The organism is Streptomyces goshikiensis, assembly GCF_014650555.1.
Classification (GTDB): domain Bacteria; phylum Actinomycetota; class Actinomycetes; order Streptomycetales; family Streptomycetaceae; genus Streptomyces; species Streptomyces goshikiensis.
Map to the genome: position 1 here is coordinate 204,963 of NZ_BMVE01000013.1, position 26,910 is coordinate 231,872.

Sequence of the window (26,910 nt, forward strand, 5' to 3'; positions counted from 1 at the left end):
CACCCCCGGCCATGCCCGTGCTCCACACGCTCCTCCGGCTCGGCGTGCCGCTCCTGGCGGCCGCCGCTCTCCCCACCGTCCCCGCGCCCCCGGCTGTCGCCGCGTCCCCGGCTGCCGCCGGGGCCGTCGCCGTCTCCGCTTCCGCCGCCCCCGCGGCCGCCGCCGAGGAGCCCGGCTGGCGCGCCGAACCCGTCTCCGGGAGCGGGGATTCCGCCGTCCGCCCGTACTTCTACCTGGCCGGCCCGCCCGGCACCGTCCTGGAGGACCGGCTCGCCCTGGTCAACACCACCGGCCAGGAGCACACCGTCACCCTGCGCGGGGCCGACGCCCACAACACGGCGGACGGCGCCCTCGCGGTGCGCCCCGCCCGGGAGTCCACCGACGCCGGCTCCTGGATCAGCTTCGGATCCGGGAGCACCGTGAAGCTCCCCCCGCGCACCCGCGCCGTGGTCCCCTTCACCGTCACCGTGCCGCCCGCGTCCCCGCCCGGGGACCATCCGGCCGCCGTGGTGGCCACCGAGGCCGGCCGCGAGGTGGGCGTACGGGTCCACCTGCGCGTCGGCGGCCCCGCGCTGGCCGCCCTCACCGTCGAGTACGTGGCCGTACGGGGCCGGGGCGCGGGCCGCGTCGTCTCGTACACCTTGGTCAACCGGGGCAACGTGACCCTCGCCCCGCGGCTCGCGATCCGCGCCGAGGGCCGGTTCGGCGAGGTCGCCGGGCGCGCCCCGCGCGCCGTGCCCGTGGAGCTCCTGCCGGGCAGGCGGGTGACGCTGACCGAACCCTGGCCCGGCGCGCCGGTGCTCGACCGGGTCGAACTCACCCTCACCGTCACCGCCCCCGGCGGCGCCCGGGCCACGGCCGCCGCCTCGGTGTGGTGCCTGCCCTGGGGGATCAGCGGCCGCACGGGCGCCGGGCTGCTCGCCCTCGGCGGGGCGATCCCGGCCGCGCTGGTCCTCGTACGGATCCGGCGCTCCCGGCGCGCGCGGCGCGAGCCGGCCGACGCGAGCGCACCCGCACCCGTACGGACCCCAGCACCGGACCACGAGTTGACGGGAGCATCCAGGTGAGCGCCAAGGCCGACGGGAAAGCCCGGGGGAGCGCGGCGGGCGCCGCCTCCCGGCTCGGGGCCCTCCTCGCGGCGGGGCTGGCGGTGTGCGCCCTGGCCCTGCTCCCGGCGGCCCCGGCGTCAGCGGCCCAGGCCACCGCCGCCGACGCCGACAAGCCCGCCGTGGCGCTCTCGCTCCAGGAGGCCGCCAAGGGCGCGGAGCTCGGCGTCACCGGCACCGGCTGGCCCGCCAAGACGCTGGTGATGCTGCTGGTCTGCGGGCAGAACATGATCGGCGGCACCAACAGCTGCGCCAACTCCGACGGCGTCGCGGTCGCCGTCGCCGCCGACGGGCGCTTCACCGCCCGGCTGCCGGTGGTGGCGCCGCCCAAGCCCTGCCCCTGCGTCGTGAACGTCACCTCCGTGAACGGGGACCAGTCCACGGTCGCCGCCCCCTTCAAGATCACCGGGCATCCGGTGGCCGCGCTGCCCGAGGAGAGCGGCACGGCCCGCCTCGCCCTGCTCACCGGCGTCCGGCTCCAGGGCGAGGACGGGGTGCTGACCTGGTTCGGCGCCCCGCCCGCCCGGACGTTCACGGTCACCGTCGGCAACCTCGGCTCGGCCCCCGTCAAGGACCCGGTCTTCCAGCTCGGCACCGCCCACGGCGTCTTCGCCCCGGGGTGGGAGGAGGTCCGCTGGAAGGGCACGATCCCGCCGGGCGGCAAGGCGGAGGTCAAGCTGAACGTCACCCTGTCCGCCGGCGCCCACGGCGACTACACGGTCTCCCTCAAGTACGGGGACAAGGTCATGGCCGCCCAGCCCTGGGGCGTGGACCGCCCGTACGGGGTGGTGCTGTTCTGGGGCCTGCTCCTGCTGGTGATCCCGGCCGCGGTGTTCCGCGTCGGCATGGCCGTGGTGGACCGGGTCCGGCCGCGCCCGGCGCCGCCCGCCCACCGCCGCCGGGGCGCCAAGTCCCCCGGGGCGGCGGCCGAGGTGACGGCCCGGCTGCCGGGGCTCCCGGGCGTACGGGGCTCCGCGCCGCCCCGTACCGGGCCGCCGGCCGGACCCCCCGAGACCCCCACGGCGGTCCTGCCGTGGTTCACCCCGGACAGCGCGCCGGAGACAGCACCACAGACGTCCGCACCGTCTGAGAACCGATCGACGACGAAGGGACATTCGTGAAGACCCAACGGAGGGTGAGCGCGGCCGTGGTCGCGCTGCTGCTCGGCGGCTCCGGCATCGCCATGGGGGCCGCCCCTGCCCGGGCTGCCGAGACCGCGTTCACGGTCAAGTGCGTGCCGCCGGCCGGCGGCGGCAGCCCGGTGGAGGGCGAGACCACCGCCAAGATCGAAGCCCCGGCCTCGGCCAAGGTCGGCGACGAGGTCGACGTGTCCTGGGAGACGGTGAAGCCCGCCTCGAACAACACCGACCTCATGGACATCCCGCAGGACTCGGTCCAGCCCACCGGCTGGATCACGGTGGGCGGCGGGGGAGGTGAGCTGAAGGTCGTCGGGGAGAAGAAGAACCCGCCGATCCCGAAGAAGGCGCCCATGCGGATGTCGACGATGAAGGGGAAGCTGAAGCTCACCAAGGCCGGCAAGATCACCCTGACCCCCGGCAAGTACGAGGTGGCCGTCACCTTCTCCTTCGGCACCTTCGTCACCAAGTGCGCGCCGACGGGCAGCGTGGGCGCCGGGGCCACCATCGACGTGACGGCGGGGTCCGGCAGCACCAGCGGCGGCTCGACCAGCGGCGGCAGCACCAGCGGGGGCGGTTCGACGAGCGGAGGCTCCACCAGCGGCAGTACGGGCGGCTCCACCAGTGGCTCCACCGGCTCCACCGGCTCCACCGGCGGTTCCGCCAGCGGTGGTACGAGCGGTGGCGGCGGCGGTCAGACCGACTTCCCGGGCAAGCCCGTGGAGGTCTCCTTCGACTGCGGCCCGGTCGTCCCCGGCGGCATCAAGACCCCGGTCACCATCAGCGCCAAGAAGAACGGCGGCGCCTACGACCTGACCGTCAAGACGGCGAAGGGTGCGATGGCCAGCCCGATGGCCCTTCCGGCGGGGGCCCTCAAGCCCTCGATGAACGTCAAGCTCGGCGGCGCCGACTCCGGCACGGTCAAGGTGGCCGGCCCGGCCAACGCGGAGCCCATCCCGGACAAGGCCCCGGTCAGCCTCAGCGACATGACGGGCACCTACAAGCCCGGCAAGAGCGGCAAGGTCACGCTGAGCCCGGACCAGCTGACGATCGACGTCACGATGGCCCCGGGCGCCACGCCCATCAACGTGCCCTGCAAGGCGGCCAGCAGCGGCGTCTCGCTGGAGCTGGACACCACCGCCCAGCCGGGCGGCTCCGGCTCGCCGTCCACCACCGGGAGCACCACCGGCAGCACCGACAACACCACCGGCAACCTCGCCGAGACCGGCGCGCGGGACGCGGGCGGCATCCGGGCCCTCGCCCTGGTCGCCTGCACGGTGGTCCTGCTGGGCGCGGCCGTGTTCACCTTCACCCCCTGGCGCCGTCTGCGCGGCACCAGGTAACCCCGTAAGCCCGTACGGCCCGTACAAGAGAGCGGCCCGGCACACCTCACGGTGTGCCGGGCCGCTCCTCGCGTGCGGGGTGCGTCAGTGGACGCTGCCCATCAGGGACTGGACCTTCTTGCGGTACATGTACACCGCGAGGCCGGCGGCGGCGGCGAGGGCCGCCTGCATGCCGATGATCCAGGTTCCGTTCAGGTCGACGCCGGCCAGCGACAGCAGACCCGTGGTGCAGTCACCGGCGGTGACCGCGAGGAACCAGACGCCCATCATCTGGGAGGCGTACTTCTGCGGGGCCATCTTCGTGGTGACGGAGAGGCCGACCGGGGAGAGGCACAGCTCGGCGATGGTCTGGATCATGTAGATCGAGACCAGCCACATCGGCGAGACCTTGGTGCCGTCGCCCGCCATGCCCATCGGGACGACGAAGACGAAGAAGGACGCGCCGACCAGGACCAGGCCCATCGCGAACTTCACGATGGTGTTCGGCTCCTGGTTCTTGCGGGCCAGCCACAGCCACATCCAGGCGAAGACCGGGGCCAGCGCCATCACGAACAGCGGGTTCAGCGACTGGTACCAGGTGGTCGAGGGGGTCCAGCCGAGGATGCCGCCGGTCTTGGAGTCGGCGAACAGCGACAGGGTCGAACCACCCTGGTCGTAGATCATCCAGAAGACGGCGGCGGCGACGAAGAACCAGATGTACGCGGTCATCTTCGACTGCTCGGGAACCGAGAGGTCCTTGTCGCGCTTGATGCGGACCAGGACGACGACCGGGATGATCAGACCGGCGATGGTGATCGGGTACAGCGCCCAGTTGATCGTGAACATGCCCATGGCGGTCACGGCGCCGTAGAAGGCCGCGACGATCGCGAAGGAGGCGACGGCCTTGACGATGATGCCGTTGCGCTCGGTGGCCGACAGCGGGTTCGGGACGATGCTGCTCCGCGGGCTCAGCGTGCGGCCGAAGACCAGGAACACCGTGAGGCCGAGGCCCATGCCGATGGCGGCGAGCAGGAAGCCGAGGTGCCAGTTGACGACCTCACCGACGGTGCCGATCAGGAACGGCGCACCGAAGGCACCCAGGTTGATGCCGATGTAGAACAGCGTGAAGCCGCCGTCACGACGCGGGTCGTCCGCACCCTTGTACAGGTGACCGACCATCGTGGAGATGTTGGCCTTCAGCAGACCGGAGCCCACGGCGACCAGCAGCAGACCACCGAAGAAGGCGAGCTGGCCGGGCAGCGCGAGCGCCACGTGACCGGCCATGATCACGAAGCCGGCGATGGCGACGGTCTTGCGGGCGCCCCAGACGCGGTCACCGAACCAGCCGCCGGGCATGGCCATCAGGTAGACCATGGCCACGTAGACGGAGTAGATCGCCGTGGCCACACCCATCTTGAAGCCGAGGCCGCCGCCCTGGCTCCCGGTCGCGGCGTCCACGCCGCCGGAGACCAGGTACAGGACGAGAAGCGCACGCATGCCGTAGTAGGAGAAGCGCTCCCACATCTCGGTCATGAACAGCGTGGCCAGGCCGATCGGGTGGCCGAGGAAGGTCTTCTCGTGAGCGGGGCTCTGAGAAGCCGTCGTCAGGCTGGAAGCCATGGTCGATCCTTGCTTGATCGGGACGCTGTGCTTCGTGAGCTCATCAGCGCCCGGTGGGGGGTGGCCGGCACCGGCGACGCACCTCCTGCCCCACGCCCGGGGGCTCGCCCCACAGGGGTGCGGGAGCGAAGGAAGGTCCGCGACCGGGATCCACGCCCTGTCGCACAGCTTCGCGCGCAGAGCCCGGCCCACAGGTCATTCACCGAACACAAGTAGAGGCCTCGTGCTCGCTTTTCGGCACAAAGGTCCCCTGGGTAGTGCATCAGGCGTCTCGCCACCATACGACACGACACTGCGGCATATGGAAGGACTTGAGATATGGATCACAGGCTTGGCGGGAACCGTTCGACCACATTCGAAGGCCGTTAGTAGTTCAGCACGCTCGATGCCCAGGGGTGCGAAAGCGCGCCTCTGCTTTCAGTCCGTGCGGACTACCATCACCCACATGACGCGTGTACTGCTCGCCGAGGACGACGCATCCATCTCGGAACCCCTGGCCCGCGCCCTGCGCCGGGAGGGGTACGAGGTCGAGGTCCGGGAGGACGGCCCCACCGCCCTGGACGCGGGACTCCAGGGCGGCGTCGACCTCGTCGTCCTCGACCTGGGCCTCCCGGGCATGGACGGCCTGGAGGTGGCCCGCCGGCTGCGTGCCGAAGGTCACGGCTTCCCGATCCTGGTCCTCACCGCCCGCGCGGACGAGGTCGACACGGTCGTCGGCCTGGACGCCGGCGCCGACGACTACGTGACCAAACCGTTCCGGCTCGCCGAACTGCTCGCCCGGGTCCGGGCCCTGCTGCGGCGCGGCGCCACCGAGGCCGCCCAGTCCCCGGCCACCCACGGCGTACGGATCGACGTCGAGTCGCACCGCGCCTGGATGGGGGAGGAGGAGCTCCAGCTCACCGCCAAGGAGTTCGACCTGCTGCGGGTCCTCGTCCGGGACGCCGGCCGGGTCGTCACCCGCGACCAGCTGATGCGCGAGGTCTGGGACACCACCTGGTGGTCCTCCACCAAGACCCTCGACATGCACATCTCCTGGCTGCGCAAGAAGCTCGGCGACGACGCCGCCAACCCCCGCTACATCGCCACCGTCCGGGGCGTCGGCTTCCGTTTCGAGAAGAGCTAGTGCCCACTGAGCCATGCGCCGCCGCCTGATCAACTCCACGCTCGCCGTGGTGCTCGTCGTGATCGCCGTCTTCGGGGTCTCCCTGGTGATCGTCGAGACCCGCACCATCACCAGCAGCGCCCAGGACCGCATCGAGTCCGAGGCGCTGCGGCTCGTCGGCATCGTCGAGGCGAACATCCTGGAGAGGAAACCGATCGACGCCCAGGCCCTCGCCGAGCAGCTGGACGCGGGCCGGTACGCCCGCGTCCAGGTCCCCGGGCGGGTCTCCGTCGAGGTCGGGGAGCGGATCCCCGACAGCGTCATCCGGGGCAGCGCCCGGGGTGAACAGGGCGAGCTCGTGGTCGTCGAGGAGTCCCGTTCCACCGTGACCCGCGAGGTCGGGCGGACCCTGGCCGTGGTCGGCGCGGTGGCCCTGCTCGCCGTCGTGGCGGCCGTCCTGCTCGCCGTACGCCAGGCCAACCGGCTGGCCTCCCCGCTCACCGACCTCGCCGAGACCGCCGAGCGGCTGGGCTCCGGCGACCCCAGGCCGCGCCACAAGAGGTACGGGGTGCCCGAGCTGGACCGGGTCGCGGACGTACTGGACTCCAGTGCCGAGCGGATCGCCCGCATGCTCACCGCCGAGCGGCGCCTGGCCGCGGACGCCTCCCACCAGCTGCGGACCCCTCTGACGGCCCTGTCGATGCGGCTGGAGGAGATCACGGTCACCGAGGACCTGGAGACCGTACGGGAGGAGGCGACCATCGCCCTCACCCAGGTGGAGCGGCTCACGGACGTGGTGGAGCGGCTCCTGACGAACTCGCGCGACCCCCGGACCGGCTCGGCCGTCCCCTTCGACCTCGACGAGGTCGTCAAACAGCAGGTCGAGGAGTGGCGGCCGGCCTACCGCAGCGCCGGGCGGGCCATCGTGCGCTCCGGGAAGACCGGCATGCGGGCCGTCGGCACGCCCGGCGCGGTCTCGCAGGTGCTGGCGACGCTGGTGGAGAACGCCCTGATGCACGGCGGCGGCACGGTCGCGCTGCGCACGCGGGTGATCGGCAACCAGGCGGTCCTGGAGGTCACCGACGAGGGTCCCGGCGTTCCGCCGGACCTCGGCAACCGGATCTTCGAGCGGGCCATCAGCGGCCGCAACTCCACCGGGATCGGCCTGGCCGTGGCCCGGGACCTCGCGGAGGCGGACGGGGGACGGCTGGAGCTGCTCCAGACGCAGCCGCCGGTGTTCGCCCTGTTCCTGAGCATGACCACCCCGGAGCCGCCGGTGGAGGCGGAGCAGACGGTCCGCTAGCGGAAGCGGCGGGCGCAGCGGGCGCGGCGAGGGCCGGTCACTTGCCGGCGGGCTCGGGCGTACGGGGGGCGGCGGGCGCGCCGGGCGCCCCGCCGCCCTGGGTGCCGCTCTGGCCCCCGGTCTGTCCGTCCCGCTGCCCGACGACCAGCGACACCGGGGCCGGGGCGGGCAGGGCCTTGAAGACCCAGGTCCGGTAGGACCAGAACCGGAAGACGGTGGCGACACCGATCCCGATGAACTTGAACGCGTTGGTCTCCAGCTTGCCGTCCCAGCCGAACCCGTAGGTCGCCGTGTACAGCACGCCGTTCTCGATGACCAGGCCGATCACGCTGAACGCGACGAACAGGGCCAGCTCGCGGGTGCGACCCGACTGGGCGCGGTCCCGGTAGGCGAAGTAGCGGAAGCCGAGGTAGTTCGTGGCGATCGCGACGACGGTGGCTATGACGCTCGCCCGCACCACCTGGAGGTCGGTCGTGCTCCGGATCAGGTTGAAGACACCCAGGTTGACCAGCACGCCCAGACCGCCGACGGCCCCGAACTTGGCGACTTCCCTGACGAGCGCGCGCACGCGGTCGAGGGCGGGTCCGTGCTTCGGGGTGCTCATGAGTCGGTTCGGTCCCTGTCCGGTAGGGGATGCTTCGGTGCTGCGCTGCCGGGCGTCGCTCGTGTACCTCAGCCCACCCATGCTAAGTGTCGCCCCGCGACCGCGTCTGTGCCTTCGGACCACCTGCGACACACGGCACACGCCGCCCGGGGGCGGGTCCGCGCCAGGGTCATGTCCGGATGGCGCAATACCGCCGGATACCCTGGAGGAGTGACGTTCCCGGTAGTCGGCATGGTCGGCGGCGGTCAGCTCGCCCGCATGACCCACGAGGCGGGTATCCCCCTCGGCATCAGATTCAAGCTCCTCAGTGACACACCACAGGACTCGGCGGCCCAGGTCGTGAGCGATGTCGTCATCGGCGACTATCGCGATCTGGAGACGTTGCGCGCCTTCGCGCGCGGCTGCGATGTGATCACCTTCGACCACGAGCACGTGCCCATCGGACACCTGCGGGCCCTGGAAGCGGACGGCATCCCCGTCCGTCCGGGGCCCGACGCGTTGGTGCACGCCGCGGACAAGGGGGTGATGCGCGCCAAGCTCGACGAGATCGGCGTGCCCAGCCCCCGCCACCGGATCGTGAGCGATCCGGCGGACGCGGCGGCCTTCGCGGAGGAGGTCGGCGGCTTCCCCGTCATCCTCAAGACCGTCCGCGGCGGGTACGACGGCAAGGGCGTGTGGTTCGTCCGCACCCCCGAGGACGCCGAGGCGCCCTTCAAGGCGGGCGTCCCGGTCCTCGCCGAGGAGAAGGTGGACTACGTCCGCGAGCTCGCGGCCAACATCGTCCGCTCCCCGCACGGCCAGGCGGTGGCCTACCCCGTGGTGGAGTCCGTCCAGGTGGACGGGGTCTGCGACACGGTGATCGCCCCCGCCCCGAACCTCTCCGAGGCCCTCGCGGGCGAGGCCCAGGCCCTCGCCCTGCGCATCGCCCAGGAGCTCGGCGTGACCGGCCACCTGGCCGTCGAGCTGTTCGAGACCACCGACGGCCGCATCCTCGTCAACGAACTGGCCATGCGCCCGCACAACAGCGGCCACTGGACCCAGGACGGCGCCATCACCTCCCAGTTCGCCAACCACGTCCGCGCGGTCCTGGACCTCCCCCTCGGCGACCCGCGCCCCCGGGCCCGCTGGACGGTCATGGCCAACGTGCTCGGCGGGGACTACCCCGACATGTACGCGGCGTACCTGCACTGCATGGCGCACGACCCGCAGCTCAAGATCCACATGTACGGCAAGGACGTGAAGCACGGCCGCAAGGTCGGCCACGTCAACACCTACGGCGACGACCTGGACGACGTGCTGGAGCGCGCACGTCACGCTGCCGGCTACCTCAGAGGAACGATCACCGCATGAGCACCTCCAGCACCACGGGCTCCCCGCGGCCGCCCGTCATCGGCATCGTCATGGGTTCGGACTCGGACTGGCCGGTCATGGAGGCCGCCGCCCAGGCCCTGGACGAGTTCGAGATCCCCTACGAGGTCGACGTGGTCTCCGCGCACCGGATGCCGCGCGAGATGGTCGAGTACGGGGAGCGGGCCGCCGACCGCGGCCTGAAGGCGATCATCGCCGGCGCGGGCGGGGCGGCCCACCTGCCCGGCATGCTCGCCTCCGTCACCCCGCTGCCGGTCATCGGCGTCCCGGTCCCGCTGAAGTACCTCGACGGCATGGACTCGCTGCTGTCGATCGTCCAGATGCCCGCCGGGGTTCCCGTCGCCACCGTCTCGGTCGCCGGCGCGCGCAACGCGGGCCTGCTCGCCGTACGGATGCTGGCGGCGCACGACGGCGAGCTGCTCGGCCGGATGCGGGAGTTCCAGCAGGAGCTGAACGACCAGGCCACCGAGAAGGGCAAGCGGCTGCGCGCGAAGGTGGCGGGCGCGGAGTCCTTCGGATTCGGCAAGTGAGCGCGGCGCGGCGCCTGGGCGAGGCGCGTGAGCTGCTGGCCGAGCACCCGGTCGTGGACGGCCACAACGACCTCCCCTGGGCGCTGCGCAAGCAGGTCCGCTACGACCTCGACCGGCGCGACATCGCCGGCGACCAGTCGGCGTACCTGCACACCGACATCCCCCGGCTGCGGGCCGGCGGGGTCGGCGCCCAGTTCTGGTCGGTGTACGTCGCCGCCGAGCTGACGGGCGACGAGGCGGTCAGCGCCACGCTGGAGCAGATGGACGCCGTCGACCAGCTGATCGCCCGCTACCCCGGCGACCTGGTGCGGGCGCTGACGGCGGACGACATGGAGGCGGCCCGGGCGGACGGCCGGATCGCCTCGCTGATGGGCGCCGAGGGCGGCCACTCCATCAACAACTCGCTCGCCACCCTGCGCGCCCTGCACCGCCTCGGCGTGCGGTACATGACGCTCACGCACAACTACACGATCGACTGGGCGGACTCCGCGACCGACGAGCCCCGGCACGGCGGTCTGACGGAGTTCGGCCGCGAGGTCGTGCGCGAGATGAACCGCGTCGGCATGCTCGTCGACCTCTCGCACGTGGCGGCGACGACGATGCGCGACGCCCTCGCGGTCTCGGCCGCGCCGGTGATCTTCTCGCACTCGTCCTCGCTGGCGATCTGCGACCACCCGCGCAACATCCCGGACGACGTGCTGGAGCTGCTGCCGGTCAACGGCGGTGTGGCGATGGCCACCTTCGTACCGAAGTTCATCCTCCCCGCGGCGGTCGCCTGGACCCAGGCCGCGGACGAGAACCTGCGCGCGCACGGCCTGCACCACCTCGACACCGGACCCGAGGCGATGGCCCTGCACCGGGCCTTCGAGGCGGAGCACCCGCGCCCGGTGGCGACGGCCGCGACGGTCGCCGACCACCTGGACCACATGCGCGAGGTCGCCGGCGTCGACCACATCGGCATCGGCGGGGACTACGACGGCACCGCCTTCACCCCGGCCGGGCTGGACGACGTCTCCGGCTACCCGAACCTGATCGCGGAACTGCTGGAGCGCGGCTGGTCGAAGCCGGACCTGGCCAAGCTGACCTGGTCGAACGCGGTACGGGCGCTGCGCGACGCGGAAGCGGTGGCCCGCGAGCAGGCGGCGTCCCGCGGACCGTCGAACGCGGTCCCGGCCGACACCGCCTGAGGGCCCCGGCGCGCCGGGCCTCGGCGCGCCGGGCCTCGGCGCGGCGGGCCGGGGCGACGTACGGCCGCCCGGGCGGTGCCCGCCGGGGCGACCGGCCGGGGCGGGCCGGGGTGACCGGCGGGGGTGACGGCCGGGGTGACCGGCGGGTGACCCGCCTGGGCGACCGGCCGGGAGGCCGTGTGGGGGACCCGCGGGCTTCACCCGGACGCCGCATCCGCCGGGCGGGCCCCGCGGCCCCCGTGTCACGGTGGCAGCATCTCTCCCTGCTGCCGCCGAGACCGGAGCGAACGCCATGGCCGACCTGCAGGATGACCCCCACACGGCCACCGCCGCCGTGGGACCGGGCTCCCTCGGAGTCGAAGACGTCCCCGCGCCCGCCACGGCGCGCGGCTCCCTCGAACGCGCCGCCACGCTGCTGTCCGTCCACCCCGTCGCGGACGGGTGCAACACCCTCGTCTGGACCCTTCGCCAGAGCCCGTACCACGACATCGACACCCCGGACGCGGGCGTCGACACCGACATCCCGCGGCTGCGCGCCGGGGGAGTGGGCGCCCAGTTCTGGTCGCTGCTGACGCCGCGCGAGGCCGCGGCTCCCGACCAGGTGGTGTCCGACACCCTGGAACAGATCGACGTGGCGCTGACCCTGATGCGCCGTTACCCCGACAGCCTGGGCCTGGCGCTGACCGCCGACGACCTCGCGGACGCCCGCAACCGGGGCCGCATCGCCTCGTTCCTCGGCCCCGTCCCCGGCCGTACGCTGACCGACTCGCTCGGCGCGCTGCGCGCCTTCCACGCGCTGGGCGTACGGATCGTCGCGCCCGCCGGGGCGCCCTGGGCCGAGGACGGCCTGACGGCCTTCGGCCACGAGGTCATCAAGGAGATGAACCGGCTCTCGATGCTGGTGGACCTGACCGGCTGCCCGACCGTGGCGGCCTGCCAGCTCGCCGGCGCCTCCAAGGCCCCGGTGATCATCTCCAACACGGCGGCGGCCGCGCTCAACCCGCACCCGGGGAACGTGACCGACGAGGTGCTGCTCGCGCTGCGGGCGGCGGGCGGGCTGGCGATGGTCACCTTCGACACCGCCCGGACCGGGGACTCCCTGCACGCGGTCGCGGACCACGTCGACCACGTACGGGCCGTCGCGGGCCCGGCCGGCGTCGGACTCGGAGCGGCCTTCGGCAGCGAACCGGGCCGCCCCCGCCCGGCCGGGCTGACCGACCCCTCGGGCTACCCGAGGCTGATCGCCGAGCTGCTCGACCGGGGCTGGTCAGAAGCCGACCTGTCACTGCTGACCTGGGGCAACGCGCAGCGGGTGCTCCGGGACGCGGAGTTCACGGCGCGCGCGGCCCAGCGCCGGCGGACGGCCTAGAGCGCCGCGGCGTCCGCCGGGACGGTGGCCTTCCAGAGCCGGATCCCGGACCACACCGTCGCGTAGAGCAGGATGCCGTTGCGGGCGCAGAGCAGGAAGGTGCCCAGCGGAGTGCTCGCCAGGATGTCCGTCCCGTACATCACCGGGAAGATCAGGTTGGTGAGCGCGGTGGCGACCACGACCAGCCAGGCGATCGGGCGCTGCGTGGTGTGCCGGCAGGTCAGGCAGACCGCCGCGAGGCCGAGCAGCCAGATCAGGTACTGCGGGCTGAGCACGCGGCTGGTGACGGTGAACACCATGATCGCGCAGAACGCGGCGTCCAGCGGGGTCGCGGTCGTCCAGCGCCGCGCCTTGACGCGCCACAGCAGGAGCAGCAGGAAGCCGGCCACCGTCAGCGCCAGCGAGGCCCGGGCGATGGCGCTGACGTACGGGCCGGTGTACTCGAAGGCCCCGTACTGGAAGGTGATCTCACCGGGCCAGAGGTCGACGACCCGCAGGAACATCAGCACCGAACCGCCGAGCGACTCGATCTGGATGCCGCGGTCGCCCTGGTTGCCGAGGAAGCCGAGGGTGTCGCGGAAGAGCAGCGAGAACACGACGAGCAGCGCGACGCAGGACACGGCGGCCGCGACGAACGCGTCCCGCGTGGACTTGCCGCGCGGGGTGCCGAGCAGGGTGAGCAGGGGCCACACCTTGACCATGGCGCCGATGCCCGCGATCACGCCGCCGAGGCGGGGCCGGAACCGCAGGCAGAGCAGCGCGGCGACGGCGAGCAGGGTGACCTGTACGTCGTACCGGGCGAACGGGGTCGCCATCAGCAGCGGCAGCGCGCCGAGCCACAGCAGGGCGCCGGCGATGCTGCCGTCGGAGCGGCGGGCGGCCCGGCACAGGCCGAGGAGGATCAGGCCGTCGCAGAGCACGGTGAGCGCGACGAAGGCCTGGAAGTAGGTGAGGAAGGGCAGCAGGTCGGGCGAGAGGAAGATCGCCGCGGCCGCCGGGGGGTACTGCCACATGATGTCGTTGTGCGGCATCGTGCCGGTGACCAGCACGTTGTACCAGTTGTGGTAGGTCACGGAGACCTCGACGCGGACTATGTCCGAGCCGTGGAAGCCGTGGACGAGCATCAGCGCCATCACGACCCGGGTGACCACCCAGACGCCGGCGACGGCGACGAGGGTGCCGGGGCGGGGCGCTCTCGATGCCGGGCGTGCGGCGGCGCGGGGGGTGGGCCGGAGGCCGCTGGTCGTGGTCACCGGCCGGAGTCTACCCATGGCTTTTCAGCCGGCGCAGAGACAGACGGGGTGGCCCGCGGGGTCGGCGTACACCCGCCAGGTGCGGGACTTGTCGCCGGTGTCGAGGGGGGTGGCGCCGAGGGCCAGGATCCGCTCCTCGGCGGCGTCGAGGTCCTCGACGGTGAGGTCGAGGTGGAACTGCTGGGACCCCTCCGGGGAGGGCCAGCGGGGCGGGACGTGGCCGGGAGCCAGCTGGAACGCGAGGGGAGTCCCCTCGTACCCGGCGAGGTCCACCCAGGTCTCGTCGTCGACGACGGGTGTTGCGCCGAGGAGTTCGCCGTAGAAGGTGGCGAGGGCGAGCGGATCGGGACAGTCGACGACGACGGCCCCGAGCTTGGCAACAACCATGCCCCCACCCTACGCACCCCACCCCCGTTCCCCGGGCCACCCCCGCCCCCCGGCCCCGCCGTTCAGCCCCGCCGCCGTTCGAGCCGCGGGTCCGGGCGGAGCCCGGGGCAGAGGGTCAGGCTCGGGGGCGGCCCATCGCGCGGTAGGTCCAGCCGGCGGCGCGCCACGCGGCGGGGTCCAGCGCGTTGCGCCCGTCCAGCATCAGGCGGTCGGTGACGACCTCGCCCAGCGCGGCCGGGTCGAGGTCATCGCGGAACTCCCGCCACTCGGTCAGGTGCAGCACGACCTCCGCGCCCCGCGCCGCCGCCAGCGCGGAGTCCGCGTACCCGAGCGTCGGGAAGACGCGGCGCGCGTTGTCCATGCCCTTGGGGTCGTAGACGGTGACCTGGCCGCCCTGGAGGTGGATCTGCCCGGCCACGTTCAGGGCGGGGGAGTCCCGCACGTCGTCCGAGTCCGGCTTGAACGTGGCGCCGAGGACCGCCACCCGCTTCCCCAGGAAGGAGCCGCCGACCGCCTCGCGCGCCAGCTCGACCATGTGCCCGCGGCGCCGCATGTTGATGGAGTCGACCTCCCGCAGGAACGTCAGCGCCTGGTCCGCGCCGAGCTCGCCGGCGCGCGCCATGAAGGCGCGGATGTCTTTCGGCAGGCAGCCGCCGCCGAACCCGATCCCGGCGCGCAGGAACTTCGCCCCGATGCGCTCGTCGTACCCGATGGCCTCCGCGAGCTTGACCACGTCACCACCGGCGGCCTCGCACACCTCCGCCATCGCGTTGATGAAGGAGATCTTCGTCGCGAGGAAGGAGTTCGCCGCGGTCTTCACCAGCTCCGCGGTCGGGAAGTCCGTCACCACCAGCGGGGTGCCCTCGCCCATCGGCGTCGCGTAGACCTCCCGCAGCAGCTTCTCGCCGCGTTCGCCCTGGACGCCGATCACGAGCCGGTCCGGGTGCAGGGTGTCCTGCACCGCGAAGCCCTCCCGCAGGAACTCCGGGTTCCACGCGAGCTCGATCTCGTCGCCCGCCGGGGCCAGCGAGGCCAGCTTCGCCGCGAGGCGCTCCGCGGAGCCGACCGGCACGGTGGACTTGCCCACGACCAGGGCCGGCCGCGTCAGGTGCGGGGCCAGCGACTCCATCGCGGAGTCCACGTACGACATGTCACACGCGTACTCGCCGTGCTTCTGCGGCGTGTTCACGCACACGAAGTGGACGTCACCGAAGGCGCCGACCTCCTCCCAGGACGTCGTGAACCGCAGCCGCCCCGTCGAGCCCGGCAGTCCGGCCACGTGCGCGGCCAGCAGCTCCTCCAGCCCGGGTTCGTACATCGGGACCCGGCCGGAGGCCAGCATCTCGATCTTCTCCGGCACCACGTCCAGGCCCAGCACCTCGAAGCCCAGCTCCGCCATCGCCGCGGCGTGCGTCGCACCGAGGTAGCCGGTGCCGATCACGGTGATCTTGAGGGCCATGCGTGCTCCAGAGGTGGCGGGGCGATTGCGGCAACCGAGCATAGTCGGCCCCGCGCGGGGGGACGCTGCCGGGGAATCCCCTCGTCAGCACGGCCGCGCGCGGCGCTGTCACGCAGCTCACGTAGGCGTTGGATATCGCTGCCGGGACCCCGGACACTAAGATTTGGGTTACTTAACGGTAGTTAGCATCAGTCACCACCTGGGGAGTGAGAGATCTTGGCGGGTTCTGCCGACTTCGACCTGTACCGTCCGGCCGAAGAGCACGACATGCTCCGCGAGTCCGTCCGCGCTCTCGCCGAGGCGAAGATCCTGCCGTTCGCGGCCGCGGTCGACGAAGAGGCCCGCTTCCCGCAGGAGGCCCTCGACGCGCTCGTCGCCAACGACCTGCACGCCGTCCACGTCCCTGAGACCTACGGCGGCGCCGGCGCCGACGCCCTCGCCACCGTGATCGTGATCGAGGAAGTGGCCCGCGTCTGCGCCTCCTCCTCCCTCATCCCGGCCGTGAACAAGCTCGGCTCCCTCCCGGTGATCCTCTCCGGCTCCGAGGAGCTCAAGGCCAAGTACCTCGGCCCGCTGGCCAAGGGCGACGCGATGTTCTCGTACGCCCTCTCCGAGCCCGACGCGGGCTCGGACGCGGCCGGCATGAAGACCCGCGCCGTGCGCGACGGGGACTTCTGGGTGCTCAACGGCGTCAAGCGCTGGATCACCAACGCGGGCGTCTCCGAGTACTACACGGTGATGGCCGTCACCGACCCCGAGAAGCGCTCCAAGGGCATCAGCGCCTTCGTCGTGGAGAAGAGCGACGAGGGCGTCTCCTTCGGCGCCCCGGAGAAGAAGCTCGGCATCAAGGGCTCCCCGACGTGCGAGGTCTACCTCGACAACGTCCGCATCCCCGCCGACCGCATGATCGGCGCCGAGGGCACCGGCTTCGCCACCGCCATGAAGACCCTGGACCACACCCGCATCACCATCGCGGCCCAGGCGCTCGGCATCGCCCAGGGCGCCCTGGACTACGCCAAGGGCTACGTCCAGGAGCGCAAGCAGTTCGGCAAGCCGATCGGCGACTTCCAGGGCGTCCAGTTCATGCTCGCGGACATGGCCATGAAGATCGAGGCCGCCCGCCAGCTGACGTACTCGGCCGCCGCCAAGTCGGAGCGCGTCTCCGCCGGGGGCGACAAGGAAGACCTCACCTTCTTCGGCGCCGCGGCCAAGTGCTTCGCCTCCGACGTCGCCATGGAGGTCACCACGGACGCCGTCCAGCTGCTCGGCGGCTACGGCTACACCCGTGACTACCCCGTGGAGCGCATGATGCGCGACGCGAAGATCACGCAGATCTATGAAGGCACCAACCAGGTGCAGCGCATCGTCATGGCCCGTAACCTGCCCTGACCTGCTTCAACCCGTTCCGGACGGGTCCATCGGTACGACGTGAGGCCGGGAGTGGCTCCAGCAGCCGCCTCCGGCCTCGCGCCGTCCTGGGGATGGGCTAAGTTTGGGGCTCCTTACGACCGATCCGCTTGGGGGGAATACCTATGACGGAAGCGATCCTGCTGGTCGGCGGGCAGGGGACGCGCCTGCGTCCCGTCACGGTGAACACCCCCAAGCCGATGGTTCCGGCGGCCGGTGTCCCGTTCCTCGCCCACCAGATAGCCAGGGCCGCTGCCGCCGGTGTCACGCACATCGTGATGGCCACCTGCTACCTCGCCGAGGTCTTCGAGCCCTACTTCGGTGACGGCTCCGCCTTCGGCGTCAGCCTCGAGTACGTCGTCGAGGACGAGCCCCTCGGCACCGGCGGCGCCATCCGCAACGCGGCGCGCCGCCTGACCGGCGGACCGGACGAGCCCGTCCTGGTCTTCAACGGCGACATCCTCACCGGCCTGGACATCGCCGGCCTGGTCGACGCCCACCGGGCGGTCGACGCGGACGTCACCCTGCACCTGGTGCGGGTCGAGGACCCGCGCGCGTTCGGCCTGGTCCCCACCGACCCCGAGGGGCGGGTGCTGGCCTTCACCGAGAAGCCGCAGACCCCCGAGGAGATCGTCACCGACCAGATCAACGCCGGCTGCTACGTCTTCCGGCGCGGCGTCATCGACTCGATCCCGGACGGGCGCCCCGTGTCCGTCGAGCGCGAGACCTTCCCCGGCCTGCTCGCCTCCGGCGCCCGGCTGCACGGGGTGACCGAGGACACGTACTGGCTGGACCTCGGCAAGCCCGAGTCCTTCGTCCAGGCCTCCGCCGACCTGGTACGCGGCGTCGTGTCCTCCCCGGCCGTCCCCGGCCCGCGCGGCGAGGCCCTGGTGCTCCCGGGCGCGAAGGTGGCCGACGGGGCGCTGCTCTCGGGCGGCACCGTGGTCGGCGTCGGCGCCCGCGTCGAGGCGGGCGCGGTGGTGGCGGGTTCGATCGTGCTGGACGGCGCGGTCGTCGGCGAAGACACCCGGGTGACGGCGAGCCTGATCGGCGCCGGTGCCTCGGTCGGCTCCCGTACGGTCCTGGACGGCGCGGTCATCGGCGACGGCGCGGTCGTCGGCTCCGACAACGAACTCCGGGCCGGCGTGCGCGTGTGGTGCGAGAGCGAGCTGCCGGCGGGATCGGTCCGCTTCTCCTCGGACCGCTGACCCGCGTACGCCGCGTACGCGGGCCGGCGCCGGGCCGCACGGCGCCGGCCCGCGTACGCCGCGTACGCGGGCCGGCGCCGGGCCGCACGGCGCGGCGCCGGCTCCCTCGCGGAGAGCCGGCCCCGCCCGGCGGCCGGCGGCCGGTGCTCAGCGGGTCGCCGTGACCGTGACCTTCTGGTCGTTCTGGATCTGCTTCACCAGCTCCTGGACCTTCGTCTTGTCCCAGATCAGGTTGCCGCCGCGCTCTCCGCTGATCGGCATGTTCATCGAGACGCCGTCGCCGCCGCTGATGCCCTTCATCGCGAAGAACATCTCGCCCAGGTCGAACAGGCCCATGTCCTTGTCGACGATCAGCGTGTCCAGGCCCGCGCCCAGCGTCGGGTAGAGCGCGAACGGGTTGAGGATCGTGCCCGGGGTGGCCGCCTGGCTCGCGAGGGCCGACAGGAACTTCTGCTGGTTCTTCGTCCGCTGGAGGTCCGATTCGGCGAACGCGTACCGGGTGCGGACGTACGCCAGGGACTGCTCGCCGTTCAGCGTCTGCTTGCCGGACTTGAAGTCGGCGCCCGACTTCTCGTCCTTGAAGCCCTTGTCGATGTCCAGCTCCACCCCGCCCAGCGCGTCCACGATGTTCGCGAAGCCGGCGAAGCCGATCTCCGCGTAGTGGTCGATGCGCAGGCCGGTGTTGAACTCCACCGTCCGCACCAGCAGCTCGGGGCCGTCGTCCGCGTACGCCGCGTTCAGCTTGGTGTGCTTGCCCTTGGCCGCGAACTTCTTCCCGGACTCGGAGCCGACGAAGGAGGGGATCTCCACGTCCGAGTCGCGCGGCAGCGAGACCATGGTGTTCCCGCTGGAGCAGGCCGCCAGGATCATCATCGAGTCGGTGCGCTTGCCCTCGGCCGAGCCGGTGTGGAGCTTCTTCTTGTCCTCGTCGGACAGCCCCTCGCGGCTGTCGGAGCCGACGATCAGGTACGTGGTGCAGTCGCCCTCCTTGGGGCGCTCGATGACCTTGGCGAGGTCTACCTCGCGGCGCACCTTGGAGTCGGCCCAGAAGTAGGTGCCGATGCTGGTGACCAGCAGGGCGGAGACCAGCACGATGGAGCCGATCTTGATCCGCCGGCCCCAGTCGGGGGCCGCGCCGGGCCTGCCGCCGCCGGGCCGCGGCCGCTGCGGGCCGCCGGGGCCGCCGGGGTCCGACGGACCGCCCGGGCCGCCCGGGGCGCCGGCGGGGCTCCCGTAGACCTGGCCGGTGTTGTAGCCGCTGTCGTAGCCGCCGTACGTGTCGGGGCTCTGCGCCTGCTGCGGCGGCACGCCGGGGCGCCGGACCGGCGGCGGTCCCACCGGCTGCGCGCCGCGCTGCTGCGGAGGCTGCGGCGCCTGCGGCGGCTGCTGCCGCTGGACGTGCCGCATCCGCTGCGGGCCCTCCGGCTCCGCCTGGGCGCTGCCGCGTCCGTACCCGTCATCGCGGCGGCCGCGGTCGTCGGCCCACCCTTCTGGCCAGTCATTCATGCGCCCAAGGATGCCTGGCCGGGACGGCCGGCCGACAGCCCGGGGGGAAGTTCGTACCGGGGCTGTTGCAGAGCTGATGCACGCGGGACACCCCCTAGGGTGGAGCCATGACAGAAATACCGGGCGAAGTCCCCGGCAAGCCGACCTCGGCCGCGCGGACCACGCTCAGCCACATCATGACCGCGGGCGACACCAACCTCCTGGGCACCGTGCACGGCGGCGTGATCATGAAGCTGGTGGACGACGCGGCCGGTGCCGTCGCCGGGCGCCACTCCGGCGGGCCCGCGGTCACCGCCTCCATGGACGAGATGGCCTTCCTCGCCCCCGTCCGGGTCGGGGACCTGGTCCACGTCCGCGCGCAGTGCAACTGGACCGGCCGCTCCTCGATGGAGATCGGCGTGCGCGTCCTCGCGGAGCGCTGGAACGAGTCCACCCCGCCCACCCAGGTCGGCAGCGCCTACCTCGTGTTCACCGCGGTCGACTCCGACGGCAAGCCGCGCACCGTCCCGCCGGTCCTGCCCGAGACCGAGCAGGACAAGCGCCGCTACCAGGAGGCCCAGATCCGCCGTACGCACCGGCTCGCCCGGCGCCAGGCGATCAAGGAGCTGCGCGAGCGCCGGTCCGCGGAGGGGCTCGACGACTGACGGCCCCCGCCGTCGGCGCGGAACGGGCGCCCTAGCCCCCGCAGACGACCTGGTCGCCCGTGACCACGCCGACCTCGCCCTGGTACGGGTTCTCCGCGCGCACCGGGACCACCTTCTTGTAGTCCGCGCCCGCGATCACCAGGACCGTCCGGCCCTGCCCCGTCACCGCCCGCAGCTCGCTGCCCGGCAGCGCGGTGGACACCGTACGGGCCGAGCGGTCCCAGCGCGGGTCGTACGAGATCACCGTGCGCTTGACGTCCCGGCCGGCCCCGTTGCCCGGGGTCCGGGTGGTGTCGAAGCCGGTGGTGCGCAGGGCCTCGTCCACCCGGCCGCCCAGCCCGTCGATCCGGGTGCCGTTCTCCACCTGCACCCGGATCGCTTGCGGTGCGACGTCCACGGGGACCGCCACGGGCCGGCCGGCGGCCGCGGTGGCGGTGGTGGCCCGCCCCGGCCGGACGGGGGCGAGCGGCCGGTCGCCCCGCAGCGACTCGAAGAGCTTCGCGGCCTTCGGCTCGTCCCACTTCACCGTCGAGCCGATGCCCTTGACCTTGTACGAGGGGTCACCGACCGGTACCGAGGCGAACTCCGACGAGGAGGGCGTGAAGTCCCGCATCGCCTGCCCGAGCGCCAGCATCTGTTCCGATCCGAAGTCCCGGTCGGCCCGCACCGAGCCCAGCAGCGTGGAGCTGACCTGCTTGAACTTCACCGGGTTCAGCAGCATGCCGCCGTTCGTCGCCTCCTTGATCAGGGCGGCGAGGAACCGCTGCTGGCGCTGCATCCGGCCGAGGTCCGAGGCGCCGTCCACATGGCGCGAGCGCACGTACTGCAGGGCCTGGCCGCCGCTCAGCCGGTGGGTGCCGGGCAGCAGGTCCAGGCCGGTGTTGGGGTCGCGCATGGTCTTGACGGTGCAGATGTCCACGCCGCCCATCGCGTCCACCGTCTTCATGAAGCTGGTGAAGTCGACCTCCAGGTAGTGGTCGATCTTCACCCGGGTCATGTTCTCGACCGTGCGCACCGTCAGCCCGGGCCCGCCCTCCGCGTACGCCGCGTTGAGCCGGACCGGGTGCGCGCCATGGTCCTTCCCGGTCACCAGGTCCCGGTGCGCGGGCACCTCCGCGTAGCTGTCGCGGGGCAGGCTGACCACGCTGGCCCGTTCCTTGTCCGCCGAGATGTGCACCAGCATGATCGTGTCGGTGCAGTGGCAGGGCGCCCCGCCGAGGCGGTACTCGCGCTTCTCCTCCGGGGTGATCTTCTCGCGGCCGTCGGTGCCGACGAGCAGGAAGTTCACCCCGTGCCCGGCCTGCGGGCGGTTCTTCATGTCCTTGAACGGGTCCACCCGCTCGATCCCGGTGTCCAGGCCGGTCATCACGGCGTGCCCGACGGCGCCGGAGACCAGCACCACCAGCGACAGCCCGGCCGCGATCCGCACTCCCCACCGGGGCCGGTCACCCCGGCGCCGGTCCCGGCCACCGCCGCGCCGCGCACGCTGCGGCTGAGGTGGCCTGGCGGGACGGGTGGGACGGTGCGGCTGGGGCACGGGGGACACCTCCGCGGGAGCAGCAGGGGCAGGAACGGCAGTGGTCAGGCTCGCCGGATGGGATTTTTCAGAACAGTAGGCCCATACGATCAGCGTCTGTCCGTACCGCTCGTCCGGCGCGCACCCGGTTCCCCCGTACGCGGTAACGTGACACCGATACCCGACCTTGAAGGACGACATGCCCGCCCAGCAGCCCGCAGTCTCGGTGATCATGCCGGTGCTCAATGAGGAGCGCCACCTGCGCGACTCCGTCCGGCACATCCTCGGACAGGAGTACGCAGGCGAGATGGAGGTGGTGATCGCGCTCGGGCCGTCCACGGACCGCACCGACGAGATCGCCGCCGAGCTCGTACGCGAAGACCCCCGGGTCCACACCGTGCCGAACCCCACCGGACGCACCCCCGCCGCCCTCAACGCGGCCATCAAGGCCTCGCGCCACCCCATCGTGGTGCGCGTCGACGGCCACGGCATGCTCTCGCCGAACTACATCGCCACCGCCGTCCGCCTCCTGGAGGAGACCGGCGCGCAGAACGTCGGCGGCATCATGCACGCCGAGGGCGAGAACGCCTGGGAAGACGCCGTCGCCGCCGCGATGACCTCGAAGATCGGCGTCGGCAACGCGGCCTTCCACACCGGCGGCCAGGCCGGTCCGGCCGAGACGGTCTACCTCGGCGTGTTCCGCCGCGAGGCGCTGGAGCAGCAGGACGGCTACAACGTCGAGTTCATCCGCGCCCAGGACTGGGAGCTGAACTTCCGCATCCGCGAGGCCGGCGGGCTGATCTGGTTCTCGCCCGAGCTGAAGGTCCAGTACCGTCCGCGGCCCTCCGTACGGGCGCTCGCCAAGCAGTACAAGGACTACGGGCGCTGGCGGCACGTGGTGGCCCGCTACCACTCCGGCTCGATCAACCTGCGCTACCTGGCCCCGCCGACCGCGGTCTGCGCGATCGCGGCCGGTCTGGTCGCCGGCGCGGTGCTCACCCCGTGGGCCCTCGTGATCCCGGCGGGCTACCTCGCGGCGATAACCGCCGGCTCCGTTCCGGCCGGCAAGGGGCTCTCGCTGAAGGCCCGGGCGCAGATCCCGGTGGCCCTCGCCACCATGCACATGTGCTGGGGCTTCGGCTTCCTGACCAGCCCGCGCTCGCTCGCGAACAAGGTCATCGCGAGCCGGCGCCCCGCGGTCCAGGCGGACACCGCCCCGGCCGCCCAGGGCGGCTAGCCGGCGCGGCACCGCGTACGTGAAGGGGCCCGGCGGAGATCCACTCCGCCGGGCCCCTTCACGTACGCGGCCGTTGCGCCGTTACCAGGTGAAGCCTTCCTGGATCTTCATGCAGGCCTTGTCGTCGTCGCCGTTGAGCGGGCGCGCCGAGTCCGGGGCCTTGGTCGGCGCGGGCGGCGCCGCGGGCGGCGCGGCGCCCGTCCGCCAGTCCTTGCCGACGAACAGGGTGATCCCGGGGACCTCGGCCGACTGCTGGACCGCGTCGGCCGGCAGCCCGAAGGCGGTGGCCACGGCGGCCGCGTCGGCGGCCTGCTCCGGCTTGGCGTAGCGGATCAGCGTGGTGTCCTCGGCCCCGGTCAGCTGGTCGGCGGTGGCCTTGGTGAAGCCCTTGCCGACGAGCAGCGCCACGACGTCGGAGGCCCGGCCCTTCACCTTCACCTGGGACTCGTCCTTGCCGCCGGTGGCGTTGCGCACCGCGACCGGGATCTTCGCGGGCGGCGTGGCGGTGGGGGCGGCCGACGGCGTGGCGGAGGCGGAGGCGGCCGGAGCCGAGGCGGACCCACCGGGCTGCTTGGCGTCCTGGCCGTCGAGCGCGATGTCCTCGCGGACCATCCGGAACACGTCCTCGGCCTCACCCGGCTTGGGCTCGACCCGGTCCCTGTCGTTGGGGCTCTGGATCCACGGCATGGTGGTCATGGTGATCCGGCCCGGGGGGACCTTCTTGAGCTCCATGCTGAGGTCGTACAGCCGGTCGATCTTGTTCAGGCCCGGGTCGACGACCATCGCGTCGATCGCCGCCTTCGCCAGGCTGTTGAGCTTCACCGGGTTGGTGAGCTTGGCGTTCTTGCGGAACTCGCGGGCCATGGAGTTCATGTACATGTGCTGGGCGTGGGTGCGGCCGAGGTCGGTGCCGTCCTCGAACCCGTAGCGGGTGCGCAGCCACTGCAGGGCCTGCTCGCCCTGGATGACGCTCTCGCCCTTGGGGAGCTTGAGGCCGGAGCCCTTGCCGGCCTTGGTGCGCGAGTGGACGTTCTCCTGGACGCAGACCGGGACGCCTCCGATGGCGTCCGCCATCGACACCACGCCCTTGAAGTCGATCATCATGAAGTGGCTGATCGGTATCTTCGTCAGCTCCTGCCAGGCGGCGACGGTGCAGCCGGGGCCGCCGCGGCTGAGCGACTCGTTGACCTGCACGAGGCCCTTGCTGGCCGGGTGCACCTTGCCGTCCGGGCCGGGCTCGGTGCACTTGGGCATCTTGATCATCGTGTCGCGCGGCATGGAGACGACCGACATGTTGCTCCGGTCCGCGGACAGGTGCAGCAGCATCTGGACGTCGGCGAGCGGCTGTCCGTCGAAGGTGTCCCGGCCCCCGCCGAGGGCCTGGTTCTCCTTGTCGTTGCGCGCGTCGGAGCCGATGAGGAGGATGTTCAGCGGGGTCTGCCCGAACGCGTTCGGCTTGGGACCACCGAGCTTGTTGTCGCCGAGGTTCAGCGCGTCCGTCTGGATGCTGCCGTTGAGATGGCGGTAGTACAGGTATCCGGCGCCGGCCGTCCCGAGTATCAGGAACGCCATGGTCGATGACGTCCAGAGCAGGACGCGCCGCTTGCCCCGCCGCCGGCGGCGGACCCCGGAGGTACCGTCGCCCTCCCCCTGCGGTTCAGGCACCGCACCGGACGCGCCCGGGCCACCGCCGCCGGATATGCCCCCGGCGGCCTGCTCGGGCGCCCCCTCCCCGCGCACGCTGCTGTGCCTCACGTGTCCCCCTCAAAATCCTGATGCCTCGGTGGTTGGGCCGGTCCCGCCGGCCGCGGTCCGTCGTCAGCCGACGGTCACTTCGCGCAGATCGCCTTGTCCGCCTCGACCCGCTGGACGCCCTCGGGGGCCTCCGTCGGTGCGTTCAGGGCGATCCCCGCCCCCTTGAAGTCGGCGCCGAGCGTGAGCTTCATCGGCGTCTTCGGTCCGGCGTCCGCCGCGGCGACCTTCAGCGCCGTGGCCGGCAGGCCCATCATGTCCGCCAGCGCACGGGCCTGGGCGGCCTGATTGGGGGCGAACTCCAGCTGGGTCGCGGGAATCTTGGCCGGCGCGTTGCCGAGATTGCTGGCCTTGTTGACGCCCTTGCTGTTCTGCAGCCAGTTCAGCGTGGTCGACGCTGAACCGGCGGGGCCGCCGCCGTTGCGGATGTCCACCCGGACGTCGCCGGCCGGAGCCTTCTCGCCCTGGAGCAGCGCGTCCTGCTTGGCCTTGTCCTGCGCCTCGGCGGACTCCTTGGCGGCCTTCTCCTTCTTCTCGACCTCCGTGAGCGAGACGTCCCCCCGGATCATCTGCAGCAGCGGATCGGCCTGGGCCTGGTTGACGACGACGGTGGCCTTCACCTTCTCGGCCGGGTTGTCGACCACCGGAAGGGTGGTGAAGGAGATGTTCTTGAGGTTCATGTCCTTCAACTCGCCCGCGAGATCGGTGAGTTTGTCGATGCTCCCTATGCCCGAGTCCACGGTCAGCGACTTGGTCGCGACCTCCGCGAGGGAGAGGAACTTCTTCGGACTGGTCAGCGTCTCCTTGGACTTCATCTCGCGCATCATCGAACCCAGGAACTGCTGCTGGGTCTTGATGCGGTCGAGGTCGCTCTGGTTGCCGAAGGCGTGCCGGGTGCGTACGAAGGCCAGCGCGTCCTCGCCCGCCAGCCGGTGCTCACCGGCCGACAGCTTGAGCTTGGAGTCCTTGTCGTTGACGTCCTTCTCCAGGCAGACGGGCACTCCGCCGACCGCCGTGCTCAGGTTCTTCACCGCGTTGAAGTCGACCATCATGAAGTGGTCGACCTGGATCCCGGTGATCTCCTTGACCGTGCGCATCGTGCAGCCCGGGTCACGGCCGGACTGTCCCAGGCTGGTGTTGAAGCGCGTCCCCTTCTCGCCGGGGATGTTCTTCGTCGACCCGTCGGGCTGCTTCGTCGGGCAGTCGGGGACGGAGGTGATCAGGTCGCGCGGGATCGACAGCGCGGTCGCGTTGCTGCGGTCCTTGGAGACGTGGAACAGGATCGTGGTGTCGGCGTGGCCGACGCTGTCCTTGTCCCCGTACCCCTCGTTGCCCGCACCGCTGCGCTTGTCGGTGCCGATGACGAGGATGTTGATCGGCTGGTCCTTCTTGAAACCGCCGCTGCCCGCGCTCCCGATGTCGGTGACGTTGAGGTTGCCGTTGAGGTGGTCGTAGTAGAGGTACGCCGCGAGCGAGCCGCCGACCAACAGGAACGCCAGCGTCCCACCGGTGATCATCAGGGCCTTCTTGCGGCCGCCGCCACCGATCCTGCGCGAGCGGCCGCCGCGCCTGCCACCGGGCGGGCCGTCGCCGCGCCGCGGCCCGGGCACCACCGGTGACGGGGCCTCGGGGGCCGCGGGTGCCGTGCGGGTCCTGCGGGGGGCGCCCACGGACGGCCGCTGCTGCTGCGATTGCTGCGCAGCGGAGCTGTCCAGTCGCAGTTCGTAGTTGCCGGTGCGGGGATTGAGGACCCACTGGTCTGCGGGGTCGATCTCGTCTGCCCGCCTACGGCTTTGTGCATCCACGGTTGCTCGAATCCTCCGTCGGTGCCTCGCGAAGCGCCTCCCCCCAGGCGCTCGGTCAACGATCCGGCTGCTGGTGCACGACCTCTGGC

Annotated in this window: 22 protein-coding genes; 13 read left to right on the plus strand and 9 right to left on the minus strand. The window is 72.1% G+C overall.

The genetic code is table 11. The features are described from left to right. The first annotated feature begins 11 nt into the window (after nucleotides 1-11). From IE248_RS29940 to IE248_RS29950, 3 genes are all read left to right on the plus strand, one after another. Nucleotides 12-1,067, plus strand: a complete 1,056-nt coding sequence (locus IE248_RS29940) for a COG1470 family protein (protein WP_190032211.1) — start codon at nucleotides 12-14, stop codon at nucleotides 1,065-1,067. Between the two features lie 77 nt (nucleotides 1,068-1,144). Beyond that, nucleotides 1,145-2,227, plus strand: a complete 1,083-nt coding sequence (locus IE248_RS29945; protein WP_190032230.1) for a hypothetical protein — start codon at nucleotides 1,145-1,147, stop codon at nucleotides 2,225-2,227. Continuing rightward, the gene (locus IE248_RS29950; RefSeq protein WP_229895608.1) at nucleotides 2,224-3,585 is read left to right on the plus strand and encodes a hypothetical protein; all 1,362 of its coding nucleotides are present in this window, start codon (nucleotides 2,224-2,226) and stop codon (nucleotides 3,583-3,585) included. The genes IE248_RS29945 and IE248_RS29950 overlap by 4 nt, the downstream gene beginning before the upstream one ends. Nucleotides 3,586-3,669: 84 nt before the next feature. Here the strand turns inward: IE248_RS29950 and IE248_RS29955 are convergent, their stop codons facing one another. Beyond that, a complete protein-coding gene (locus IE248_RS29955) occupies nucleotides 3,670-5,184 on the minus strand; it encodes a peptide MFS transporter (RefSeq protein WP_073797676.1) in 1,515 nt (504 codons plus the stop codon). 445 nt (nucleotides 5,185-5,629) lie between these two features. Here IE248_RS29955 and IE248_RS29960 point away from each other — a divergent pair, with 445 nt between their 5' ends. Together IE248_RS29960 and IE248_RS29965 are read left to right on the plus strand one after the other, a co-directional pair. Beyond that, the gene (locus IE248_RS29960) at nucleotides 5,630-6,307 is read left to right on the plus strand and encodes a response regulator transcription factor (RefSeq protein ID WP_008741769.1); all 678 of its coding nucleotides are present in this window, start codon (nucleotides 5,630-5,632) and stop codon (nucleotides 6,305-6,307) included. 13 nt (nucleotides 6,308-6,320) lie between these two features. Beyond that, nucleotides 6,321-7,589 (plus strand): sensor histidine kinase, encoded by a 1,269-nt coding sequence (locus IE248_RS29965; RefSeq protein WP_008741770.1) that lies wholly within the window; start codon nucleotides 6,321-6,323, stop codon nucleotides 7,587-7,589. A gap of 37 nt (nucleotides 7,590-7,626) precedes the next feature. Here the strand turns inward: IE248_RS29965 and IE248_RS29970 are convergent, their stop codons facing one another. Then, on the minus strand, nucleotides 7,627-8,193 hold the full coding sequence (locus IE248_RS29970; protein WP_008741771.1) for a GtrA family protein: 567 nt from the start codon (nucleotides 8,191-8,193) through the stop codon (nucleotides 7,627-7,629). Between the two features lie 210 nt (nucleotides 8,194-8,403). Here IE248_RS29970 and IE248_RS29975 point away from each other — a divergent pair, with 210 nt between their 5' ends. The 4 genes from IE248_RS29975 to IE248_RS29990 all read left to right on the plus strand — a co-directional run bounded on the left by IE248_RS29975 (nucleotide 8,404) and on the right by IE248_RS29990 (nucleotide 12,647). Beyond that, a complete protein-coding gene (locus IE248_RS29975) occupies nucleotides 8,404-9,543 on the plus strand; it encodes a 5-(carboxyamino)imidazole ribonucleotide synthase (RefSeq protein WP_073778593.1) in 1,140 nt (379 codons plus the stop codon). Continuing rightward, on the plus strand, nucleotides 9,540-10,091 hold the full coding sequence (gene purE / locus IE248_RS29980) for a 5-(carboxyamino)imidazole ribonucleotide mutase (RefSeq protein WP_008741773.1): 552 nt from the start codon (nucleotides 9,540-9,542) through the stop codon (nucleotides 10,089-10,091). Before IE248_RS29975 ends, purE begins: the two co-directional genes overlap by 4 nt. Then, nucleotides 10,088-11,278 (plus strand): dipeptidase, encoded by a 1,191-nt coding sequence (locus tag IE248_RS29985; protein WP_190032212.1) that lies wholly within the window; start codon nucleotides 10,088-10,090, stop codon nucleotides 11,276-11,278. Before purE ends, IE248_RS29985 begins: the two co-directional genes overlap by 4 nt. Nucleotides 11,279-11,570: 292 nt before the next feature. Then, nucleotides 11,571-12,647, plus strand: a complete 1,077-nt coding sequence (locus IE248_RS29990; protein ID WP_037793451.1) for a membrane dipeptidase — start codon at nucleotides 11,571-11,573, stop codon at nucleotides 12,645-12,647. Here the strand turns inward: IE248_RS29990 and IE248_RS29995 are convergent. The 3 genes from IE248_RS29995 to IE248_RS30005 form a co-directional block, all read right to left on the minus strand. Further along, complete coding sequence (locus IE248_RS29995; RefSeq protein WP_073797678.1) at nucleotides 12,644-13,900, minus strand: glycosyltransferase family 87 protein; 1,257 nt, start codon at nucleotides 13,898-13,900, stop codon at nucleotides 12,644-12,646. The two genes, IE248_RS29990 and IE248_RS29995, sit on opposite strands and share 4 nt — an antisense overlap. Before the next feature lie 24 nt (nucleotides 13,901-13,924). Beyond that, entirely contained in the window at nucleotides 13,925-14,287 is a 363-nt protein-coding gene (locus IE248_RS30000; protein WP_073797679.1) for a VOC family protein, read from the minus strand. A 115-nt stretch (nucleotides 14,288-14,402) separates the two neighbouring features. After that, entirely contained in the window at nucleotides 14,403-15,746 is a 1,344-nt protein-coding gene (locus tag IE248_RS30005; RefSeq protein ID WP_008741778.1) for a UDP-glucose dehydrogenase family protein, read from the minus strand. Nucleotides 15,747-15,962: 216 nt separating this feature from the next. Here IE248_RS30005 and IE248_RS30010 point away from each other — a divergent pair, with 216 nt between their 5' ends. Both IE248_RS30010 and manB read left to right on the plus strand, forming a co-directional pair. Beyond that, on the plus strand, nucleotides 15,963-17,135 hold the full coding sequence (locus IE248_RS30010) for an acyl-CoA dehydrogenase (protein ID WP_008741779.1): 1,173 nt from the start codon (nucleotides 15,963-15,965) through the stop codon (nucleotides 17,133-17,135). Between the two features lie 143 nt (nucleotides 17,136-17,278). Next, nucleotides 17,279-18,361: a mannose-1-phosphate guanylyltransferase gene (gene manB / locus IE248_RS30015; RefSeq protein WP_073797680.1), complete on the plus strand. Its 1,083-nt coding sequence runs from the start codon at nucleotides 17,279-17,281 to the stop codon at nucleotides 18,359-18,361. 147 nt (nucleotides 18,362-18,508) lie between these two features. Here the strand turns inward: manB and IE248_RS30020 are convergent, their stop codons facing one another. Then, nucleotides 18,509-19,867 (minus strand): LCP family protein, encoded by a 1,359-nt coding sequence (locus tag IE248_RS30020; RefSeq protein ID WP_190032213.1) that lies wholly within the window; start codon nucleotides 19,865-19,867, stop codon nucleotides 18,509-18,511. A gap of 107 nt (nucleotides 19,868-19,974) precedes the next feature. On the opposite strand from IE248_RS30020, the gene IE248_RS30025 reads away from it, so the two are divergent. Beyond that, complete coding sequence (locus IE248_RS30025; protein WP_008741782.1) at nucleotides 19,975-20,511, plus strand: acyl-CoA thioesterase; 537 nt, start codon at nucleotides 19,975-19,977, stop codon at nucleotides 20,509-20,511. A gap of 31 nt (nucleotides 20,512-20,542) precedes the next feature. Here the strand turns inward: IE248_RS30025 and IE248_RS30030 are convergent, their stop codons facing one another. Next, the gene (locus IE248_RS30030) at nucleotides 20,543-22,096 is read right to left on the minus strand and encodes an LCP family protein (protein WP_435844170.1); all 1,554 of its coding nucleotides are present in this window, start codon (nucleotides 22,094-22,096) and stop codon (nucleotides 20,543-20,545) included. Nucleotides 22,097-22,226: 130 nt separating this feature from the next. Here IE248_RS30030 and IE248_RS30035 point away from each other — a divergent pair, with 130 nt between their 5' ends. Continuing rightward, nucleotides 22,227-23,264 (plus strand): glycosyltransferase family 2 protein, encoded by a 1,038-nt coding sequence (locus tag IE248_RS30035; RefSeq protein ID WP_073798125.1) that lies wholly within the window; start codon nucleotides 22,227-22,229, stop codon nucleotides 23,262-23,264. Between the two features lie 81 nt (nucleotides 23,265-23,345). On the opposite strand, the gene IE248_RS30040 is transcribed toward IE248_RS30035, so the two are convergent. Further along, nucleotides 23,346-25,019: an LCP family protein gene (locus tag IE248_RS30040; protein ID WP_229895610.1), complete on the minus strand. Its 1,674-nt coding sequence runs from the start codon at nucleotides 25,017-25,019 to the stop codon at nucleotides 23,346-23,348. Nucleotides 25,020-25,093: 74 nt separating this feature from the next. Beyond that, nucleotides 25,094-26,821 (minus strand): LCP family protein, encoded by a 1,728-nt coding sequence (locus tag IE248_RS30045; protein WP_190032214.1) that lies wholly within the window; start codon nucleotides 26,819-26,821, stop codon nucleotides 25,094-25,096. Between the last annotated feature and the right edge of the window lie 89 nt (nucleotides 26,822-26,910).